Origin of the sequence: Micromonospora sp. NPDC004540, from assembly GCF_040610095.1 — a bacterium.
Classification (GTDB): Bacteria; Actinomycetota; Actinomycetes; order Mycobacteriales; family Micromonosporaceae; genus Micromonospora.
Window position 1 is genome coordinate 41,466 of sequence record NZ_JBEXLR010000042.1, and the last position, 8,094, is coordinate 49,559.

Genomic DNA, 8,094 nt, shown 5'->3' on the forward strand with positions numbered 1-8,094 from the left:
TAGGGTCCGGCGGCGTGGAGACGACCGTGAGCTACGCGCGCATGATCCGACCGGCCATCGACCGGGTGTACGTGGGCGCCCGCTGGGCCGCCCGCGCCCGGATGGAGAAGTTCTACGCCGAGCGCGGCGCGGACCTCGGCTTTGAGAACAGCTTCTTCTCCGGCGTGCTGGCCCGGCCCATGCCGGCCGACGCGCTCGCCGACGGCCTGGCCTACACCGACGGCGACCTGAGCCGGGAGCTGGCCCAGGGCGTGGCCACGGTGGACGCCGAGGGCGCCTGGCACCTCACCGAGCTGGGCCGGGAGCTGGCCCGCTACGCGCAGCGGGCCACCGCCGAGGCCGCCGGGGAGCTGTGGTCGGCCATGCCGGGAATGCTGCCCGGCCTCGGCGTCGTGCCCCGGCTGGCCGACCTCGTGGGCCGGGTGCTGGTGCACGGGCAGGCCACCGGCGGGCCGGCGTTCCGCGCCATGTCCCCGCCGTACGAGCCGGACGACGCCTCGCCGGTGCTGCTGCTGGTCACCCGGCTCGGGTCGCTGCGCCACCACCGCGCCGACGCGCACCGGGCGGCGTGGCGGGCGGCCGGGCTGACCGCCGACGGGATCCGGGCGCTGCCGGACGGGCCGGAGCGCGCGGCCATCGAGGCGGAGACCGACCGTCGGGACGAGCCCGCGTACGCGGTGCTCAGCGACGCCGAGCGCTGGGAGCTGCTGGCCGGCCTGGCCGCCCTGCCGGGCTAGCCGCCCAGCGCGATGGTGCGGGCGTGGCGGATGGCGGCCGGGGTGTCCGGGAAGATGAGCCCCTCCCGGCGCAGCTCCGCCGCCACGCCCAACGTGCTGAGCACCTGGTCGTGGCCCGGTGTGATGCCGGAGAGCAGCACGGCGATCCCCCGCCCGCGCAGCCGGTCGACGGCGTCGCCGAGCACCTGCGCGCCGGTGGCGTCGACGGTGGACACCCGGGACATCCGCAGGATGACCACCCGGACGTCGGCCACCTCGGCCAGCTCCAGCAGGAAGGTGTGCGCGGCGGCGAAGAAGAGCGGCCCGTCCAGCCGGTAGGCGACGATGTGCTCGGCCAGCAGCGCGTGCTCCTCGGCGCTGTGCTCGCCGGGATCGAGGGGCACCTGTTCCAGCCGGGCGCTGCGCGCCACCGCGCGCAGCGCGAGCACGACGGCCACGGCCAGCCCGACCGCCACCGCGGTGACCAGGTCCCAGATCACGGTGACCGCGAAGGTGAGCACCAGCACCACGGCATCGGCCCGGGTGGCCCGGAACAGCGCCCGCAGCGACCCGGCCTCCACCATCCGTACGGTGGTGGCGAGCAGCACCCCGGCCAGCGCGGCGAGCGGGATGCGGCCGACGAGCGGGGCGGCGGCCAGCACGATGGCGGCGAGGGCGACGGCGTGGGTGAGCGCGGCGAGCTTCGACGAGGCACCGGCCCGCACGTTGACGGCGGTGCGGGCGATGGCGGCGGTGGCCGGGATGCCGCCGAAGACCGGGGCGGCCAGATTGGCCAGGCCCTGGCCGAACAGTTCCCGGTCCGGGTCGTGCCGTTCGCCGACGGTCATCCCGTCCGCCACGGTCGCCGAGAGCAGGCTCTCCAGGGCGGCGAGCGCGGCCACCGCGAGCGCGCTGGGCAGCAGCACGCCGAGCGCTCCGGGGTCGAGGAAGTCCAGCGAGGGGGCGGGCAGCCCCTGCGGCAGGGCGCCGATGCGGACCAGGTCGACCGGGGCGAGTTCGGCGAGGAGCGTGGCGGCGGCCACCCCGAGCAGCGAGAACGGCAGGCCCGGCCGCCATCGGGCACCGAGCAGCATCAGCGCGGCCACCCCGAGCGCGACGGCGACGGCCACCGGCCGCGGGTGGGCGGCGAACCGGGCGACCGCGTCGGCGGCCATCGCCCAGACCTTCTCGCCGTGCGCGTCGGCGACGCCGAGCGCCGCCGGGACCTGTTGCAGGGCGATGACCACGGCGATGCCGGCGGTGAAGCCCTCGATCACCGGGGTGGGCAGGTAGCGGACGTATCGGCCGAGGCGCGCCAGGGCGAGGGCGAGCAGGATCAGGCCGGCCAGCGCGCCGACCATCAGCACGCCCCGGGCGCCGAAGCGCTGCACCACCGGGACGAGCACCACGGTCATCGCACCGGTGGGGCCGGAGACCTGCAGGTTGGAGCCGCCGAAGATCGCGGCGACGGCCCCGGCGACCACGGCGGTGACCAGCCCGGCCTGCGCGCCGAGCCCGGAGGTGACGCCGAAGGCGAGCGCGAGGGGCAGCGCCACCACGGCCACGGTGAGCCCGGCGAGCAGGTCGCGGCGGGGCGAGCGGCGTACCGCCATCCAGTCGGACCGCCCGGGCAGCAGCCCGAACAGCCGGGTCCGGAGCAGCCGACCGGCCCGCCGCGGCCCGCCGCCGGGGACGCCGGGCCGGGACGGGGGGCCGCCGGCGGCGGGGTGGGCCGGTGCGGCCGCCCGGCCCGGGGCCACCGCGTTCACCGCTCCCCCTCGGCGCGCAGCTCGCCGAGGAGGGCGTCCCGGTCGGTGAGGACCGCGCCGAGGATCCGCCGGCCGGCGGCGAGCAGGTCGGCCACGTCGGGGGTGCTGAGCGAGTACACGACCAGCGGACCGTCCCGGTGCGAGGTGACCATGCCGGCCCGGCGCAGGACGGCGAGCTGCTGGGAGAGGTTGGACGGCTCGACGTCGATGGCGGCGAGCAGGTCGCGGACCGGCTTCGGCCCGTCCTGGAGCAGTTCGAGCACCCGGATCCGGACCGGGTGCCCGAGGGTGCGGAACAGCTCCGCCTTGGCCTGGTACAGCGGCACGGACACGACGACCCCTCCCCGAGAACCCTGAAGACTTTACCACTTGCAAAAGTCTTCAACTCGGCGCGGGGCGCCGCTACCGGGTGAGGTCGTTGACGGCGCGGAGGACCGGGCGGGCGGTGAGCGCCGCCGCGTCGAGCGGGACGGTCGCGGTGACGGTGAAGGTGGCCGACTCCCCCGGCAGCAGGGTGACCAGGGCCCGGTCGACCTCCGCCGACGGGTGCAGCCGGTCCGGGAAGAGGGTCAGGTCGCGCAGCACCGTCCGGGCGGTCACCCGGACCCGCTGGGCGTCGCCCGCCGGCTCGACCGTCGCGTCCAGCTCCGCCGCCGGCCACTCGACCTCCCGGTCGGTGGCGAAGAACCACAGCGCCCGCTCCGCGGTCTCCCCGGCCTCCGCGACCAGCAGCTCCCGTCGGGCCTCGTCGGGAAGCGCCAGCTCCGCCGGCAGCGCCAGCACCACCGAGGAGTACGCGGGGACGTCGAGCTCCACCGAGGTCTTCGCCCTCGGCTCCCCGGCGAGGGTGAGCCGGGTGACCGTGGCCGGCGCGTGCCACACCTCCCCGGTCTCGTTCACCGCCACCAGCGCCAGCCCGCCGTCGCGCGGCTGCACGGTGAGCAGCCGGGTCGCGTAGGCGCGGCGGAGCGCGTACCAGAGGGGCTTGCGCCGGCCGTCGCCGTCGACGGCCGCCCACGAGGTGACCGGCCAGCAGTCGTTGAGCTGCCAGACGATCGCCCCCATGCAGACCGGCCGGTGCGAGCGGAAGTGCTCGACGCCGAGCTGGATGGCCCGGGCCTGGTTGAGCTGGGTGAGGTAGTGCCAGTCGTCGAAGTCGGCGGGCGCCGGCAGGTGGGCGTCGAGCCCGCGCTGGAGTTTCCGGTCCCCGTCGATCGCCTTCTGGTGGTGCCTCATGCCGGGCGAGTCGTGGGCGAGCGGCTCGTCGGAGAGGGCCCGGCGCAGGGTCGCGTACGCGGGGGGCGCCTGGTAGCCGAACTCGGCGACGAAGCGGGGCACGTATTCCCGGTACTTCGTGTAGTCGTCGGTGTTCCACACGTCCCAGATGTGCGTGGTGCCGTGGGCCGGGTCGTTCGGGTGCACGTCCTCGCTGCCCGACCAGGGGCTGCCCGGCCAGTACGGCGTGGTCGGGGCCAGCTCGGCCACGATCGCGGGCAGCAGTTCCAGGTAGTAGCCGCGCCCCCAGGTGCGGCCGGCGAGGGCATCCTGCCAGTCCCAGTCGTGCCAGCCCCAGATGTTCTCGTTGTTGCCGGTCCAGAGCACCAGCGAGGGGTGGCTGGCGAGCCGGGTGACCTGCTCGCGCGCCTCCGCCTCGACCTCGGTGCGGAACGGCTCCTCCTCGGGGTAGGCGGCGCAGGCGAAGAGGAAGTCCTGCTGCACCAGCAGCCCGAGTTCGTCGGCCAGCTCGTAGAAGTCGGCCGACTCGTAGCGGCCGCCGCCCCAGACCCGCAGCAGGTTGACGTTCGCGCCGACCGCCTGCGTGAAGCGCTCGGTGAGCCGGGCCCGGGTGACCCGGTTCGGGAAGGCGTCGTCGGGGATCCAGTTGACCCCCTTCACGAAGACCGGCGCCCCGTTGACGTGCAGGGTGAACGCGGAGCCGTGCGCGTCGGGGGCGGTGTCCAGGCGGACCGAGCGGAAGCCGATCCGGCGGGACGAGCCGTCCAGCGCCCGGCCGTCCCCGGCGCGGAGGGTCACGTCGAGGTCGTACAGCGGCTGGTCGCCGTGCCCGACGGGCCACCAGAGCGCCGGGTCGCGCACGGTGAGCGTCGCCACGGCGTGGCGCTCCCCCGCCGGAACGGTGACCTCGACGGCGGCGTCGGCCACGGTGGCGTGCACGGTGAGCGGGCCGTCACCCGCCCGCTCGACCTCGACGTGCAGCTCCACCCGGCCGGTGCCGCCCTCGACCGTGACCAGCGGGCGGACGGTCGCCAACCGGGCGGTGGACCAGGCGTGCAGCCCGATCTCCTGCCAGATGCCGGCGGTGACCACGGTCGGTCCCCAGTCCCAGCCGAAGTTGCAGGCGGTCTTGCGGATGAAGTTGAACGGCTGCGGGTAGGCGTTCGGCCGGTCGACGAGCCGGTCCCGCTGCGCCTCCGCGTAGCGGTAGGGCGAGTCGAAGCGCACGGTGAGCGTGTTGGCGCCGGGCCGGAGCAGCGGGCCGATCGGGAACCGGTAGCCGCGGTGCTGGTTCGCGGTGTGGCCGAGCTCGGTGCCGTTGAGGGTGACCGTGGCGACCGTGTCCAGGCCGGCGCAGACCAGGTCGACCCGCTCGTCGTCGCCGGGCCGCCGCTCGAAGGTGGTCTCGTAGACCCAGTCGGTCCGGCCGATCCAGCCCAGCCGGTTCTCGTTGTCGTCGAGGTACGGGTCGGGGATGAGGCCGGCCGCCAGCAGGTCGGTGTGCACGCAGCCGGGCACGGTCGCCGGCACCGCCCGCCCGACGACCTCCGGCGGCACCTGCGGACCGGGCACGGCCCGCAGCGTCCAACCCTCGTGCAACGACTGACGGCTCACGACTTCACCGCGCCTTCCATGATTCCGCGGACGATCTGACGTCCACCGATGAACAGCATGACCAGCAGGGGGACGATGGATCGAGAGATGTTGACTGAACCGGATAAGTGAGCACACCGTACGAGGGACACCCTGGACTGTCAACGGCCGGTTACGGCGGGACTGTGCCGTAACCTGACCAACGCCGCGGGAGCGCAGTCATGCGGGGTGAAGCGCTTTCCGGAACAGGAACGGGAGGCGCGGCGCGGCGCGGACCGCTGGGTCGGGTCGGACGCTTAACCGCGCAAGTGACGGCGCGCCGTTCCGCGGCGACCGGGCTGGGGCCTGGGTGCAGTACCGTGACAGCCGCCGGTCACCCCCGGCGGTCGAAACGGGCCCCGCGCGGGCCGGACGAGTGGAGGAGCGCGCCGGTGAAGCGGCCGACCATCGCCGATGTCGCCCGGCGGGCCGGGGTCTCCAAGGGCGCGGTGTCCTACGCGCTGAACGGGCAGCCCGGCGTGTCCGAGGCGACCCGCCAGCGGATCCTGGCGATCGCCGCCGAGATCGGGTTCAGCCCGAGCAGCGCCGCCCGGGCGCTCTCCGGCGCCACCGCCAAGGCGGTCGGCCTGGCCCTGTGCCGGCCCGCCCGGATACTGGGCATCGAGCCCTTCTTCATGGAGCTGATCAGCGGCGTGGAGGCCGAACTGTCGGCCCGCTCGTACGCGCTGACCCTCCAGGTGGTGGCCGACCACGAGGCCGAGATCGCGGTCTACCGCCGCTGGTGGGCAGAGCGCCGGGTCGACGGGGTGTTCGTCTGCGACCTGCGCACCGACGACCGGCGGGTGCCGGCCCTGGAGGAGCTGCAACTGCCGGCCGTGGTGATCGGCGGCCCCGGCCACACCGGCAGCCTGGCCAGCGTCTGGTCCGACGACGCGGCCGCCCTGGTCGAGACGGTGGAATACCTGGTCGCGCTCGGTCACCGGCGGATCGCCCGGGTCGGCGGGCTCCCCTCGCTGCTGCACACCGAGATCCGCACCGACGCGTTCACCGAGGTGTGCCGCCGGCTCGGGCTGGACGAGGCCACCACGGTCTGGTCCGACTACACCGGCGAGGAGGGGGCGCGGGCCACCCGCCGGCTGCTCAGCTCCGCCGGGCGGCCCACCGCGGTGATCTACGACAACGACGTGATGGCGATCGCCGGGCTCTCCGTCGCCCAGGAGATGGGGCTGGCCGTGCCCGGCGACCTATCCATCGTGGCCTGGGACGACTCCCCGCTCTGCCGGCTCGTGCACCCGCCACTGACCGCGCTCGGCCGGGACATCCCCGCGTACGGGGCGCACGCCGCGCGGCAGCTCCTGGCCGTGATCGCGGGCGAGCCGGTGACCGGCCTCCAGGACGAGACCGCCCACCTCACCCCGCGCGGCAGCACCGCACCGCCACGCACCCGGTGAACCGGTTCAGCGATCCGGCTGAACGGCCAGGTCAGCGAGGTGTCGAGGGGAACTCCTCGAACCACGCCTCCACCCGCTCGGCGGGCGCCGGACGGGCCAGCGCGAAGCCCTGCCCGTAGCGGCAGCCGGCCCGGCGCGCCCCGGCCACCTGGGCGTCGGACTCCAGCCCCTCGACCACCACCTCCAGGCCAAGCCGGTCGCCCAGGTTGGCCACCACGTCGATGAGCGGACGCTGGCCGTCGGCGCCCGGCCCGACCAGGTGCGGGCCCACCTTGAGCAGGTCGATGGGGAGCCGCCGGAGCTGGGCGAGCGAGGCGTGCTCGGCGCGGAAGTCGTCCAGCGCGGTGCGGACGCCGAGCGAGCGGAGGCCGGCGAGCCGGGCCACCACCGTGGACAGCTCGGCGGCCACCGAAGGCTCGGCCACCTCCACCACCAGCCGCTCCGGCGGCACGTCGTACGCGGCCAGGGCGGTCGCGGTGCGGGCCACGAAGTCCGGCGCGGCCAGCTCCCGGGGCGTGACGTTGACCGCCATCCACAGCTCCCGGCCCCCCTCCGACCAGCCGGCGAGCTGCCGGCAGGCCCGGTCCAGCACCCACCGCCCGATCTCGCCGAGCAGGTCGAGGTCGGCCGCGACGGGCAGCAGCTCCTCGGGCAGCACCGTGCCCAGCGCGGGGCTGCGCCAGCGCAGCAGCGCCTCGGTGCCCACCGGCAGCCGGTCGGCCAGCGCCAGCACCGGCTGGTAGACCAGGTCCAGCTCGCCCCGGGCCACCGCGCCCGGCAGCTCCCGTTCCAGGTCCAGCCGGCGGACCAGCTGTTCCTCCAGGTAGGCGTCGTACCACTCGACCCGGTCCCGGCCGAGCTGCACCGCTCGCCGCCGGGCCAGGTCGGCCTGACGCAGCACGTCCTCCGGCTCACCGCCGGTGGTCTCGGCCAGCCCCACGCTGGCCCGGACCCGGCTCACCCCGCCGGGCCGCGGGTAGGGCTCGGCGAGCGCGGCCACCAACCGGGTGCCCAGTGCGTACGCGAGCACCGGCCCGAGGTCGGTGAGCACGGCGAACTCGGTGTCGGTGAGCCGGGCCACCAGGTCGTGCGGGCCGCAGCCGGACCGCAGCCGGTGGGCGACCTCGGCCAGCACCGGCCGGTCCAGCACCGCCGTCTCGTCGGCGCCGTGCAGGTCGACCACGAGCAGCGCGCCGCCGGCGCGCCGGACGAGGGCGTGGACCAGCTCGGCCCGGTCGACCGGCGGGGCGTCGGCGGGCGGGGCGTCGGCGGGCGGCCGGCCGGGGCCCCCCAGGAGCGGCCGCCGCCCCGCCCGGGCGGCCCCCCGCC

6 protein-coding genes are annotated in these 8,094 nt (G+C 75.7%); 2 read left to right on the forward strand and 4 right to left on the reverse strand.

Going from position 1 to position 8,094, the window contains the following annotated elements:
- The first annotated feature begins 14 nt into the window (after positions 1–14).
- Positions 15–737: a hypothetical protein gene (locus ABZV78_RS16345; protein WP_355639283.1), complete on the forward strand. Its 723-nt coding sequence runs from the start codon at positions 15–17 to the stop codon at positions 735–737.
- Here ABZV78_RS16345 and ABZV78_RS16350 read toward each other — a convergent pair.
- From ABZV78_RS16350 to ABZV78_RS16360, 3 genes are all read right to left on the reverse strand, one after another.
- A complete protein-coding gene (locus tag ABZV78_RS16350; RefSeq protein ID WP_355639295.1) occupies positions 734–2,329 on the reverse strand; it encodes a SulP family inorganic anion transporter in 1,596 nt (531 codons plus the stop codon). The two genes, ABZV78_RS16345 and ABZV78_RS16350, sit on opposite strands and share 4 nt — an antisense overlap.
- A 152-nt stretch (positions 2,330–2,481) precedes the next feature.
- On the reverse strand, positions 2,482–2,817 hold the full coding sequence (locus ABZV78_RS16355) for a metalloregulator ArsR/SmtB family transcription factor (RefSeq protein WP_355639285.1): 336 nt from the start codon (positions 2,815–2,817) through the stop codon (positions 2,482–2,484).
- Between the two features lie 70 nt (positions 2,818–2,887).
- Positions 2,888–5,335, reverse strand: coding sequence for a glycoside hydrolase family 2 protein (locus ABZV78_RS16360; protein ID WP_355639287.1), 2,448 nt, complete (start codon positions 5,333–5,335; stop codon positions 2,888–2,890).
- A gap of 410 nt (positions 5,336–5,745) precedes the next feature.
- On the opposite strand from ABZV78_RS16360, the gene ABZV78_RS16365 reads away from it, so the two are divergent.
- A complete protein-coding gene (locus ABZV78_RS16365; protein ID WP_355639289.1) occupies positions 5,746–6,765 on the forward strand; it encodes a LacI family DNA-binding transcriptional regulator in 1,020 nt (339 codons plus the stop codon).
- Positions 6,766–6,796: 31 nt separating this feature from the next.
- On the opposite strand, the gene ABZV78_RS16370 is transcribed toward ABZV78_RS16365, so the two are convergent.
- Positions 6,797–8,094: GGDEF domain-containing phosphodiesterase (locus ABZV78_RS16370; RefSeq protein WP_355639291.1), on the reverse strand; the 1,298-nt coding region annotated here is incomplete at its 5' end.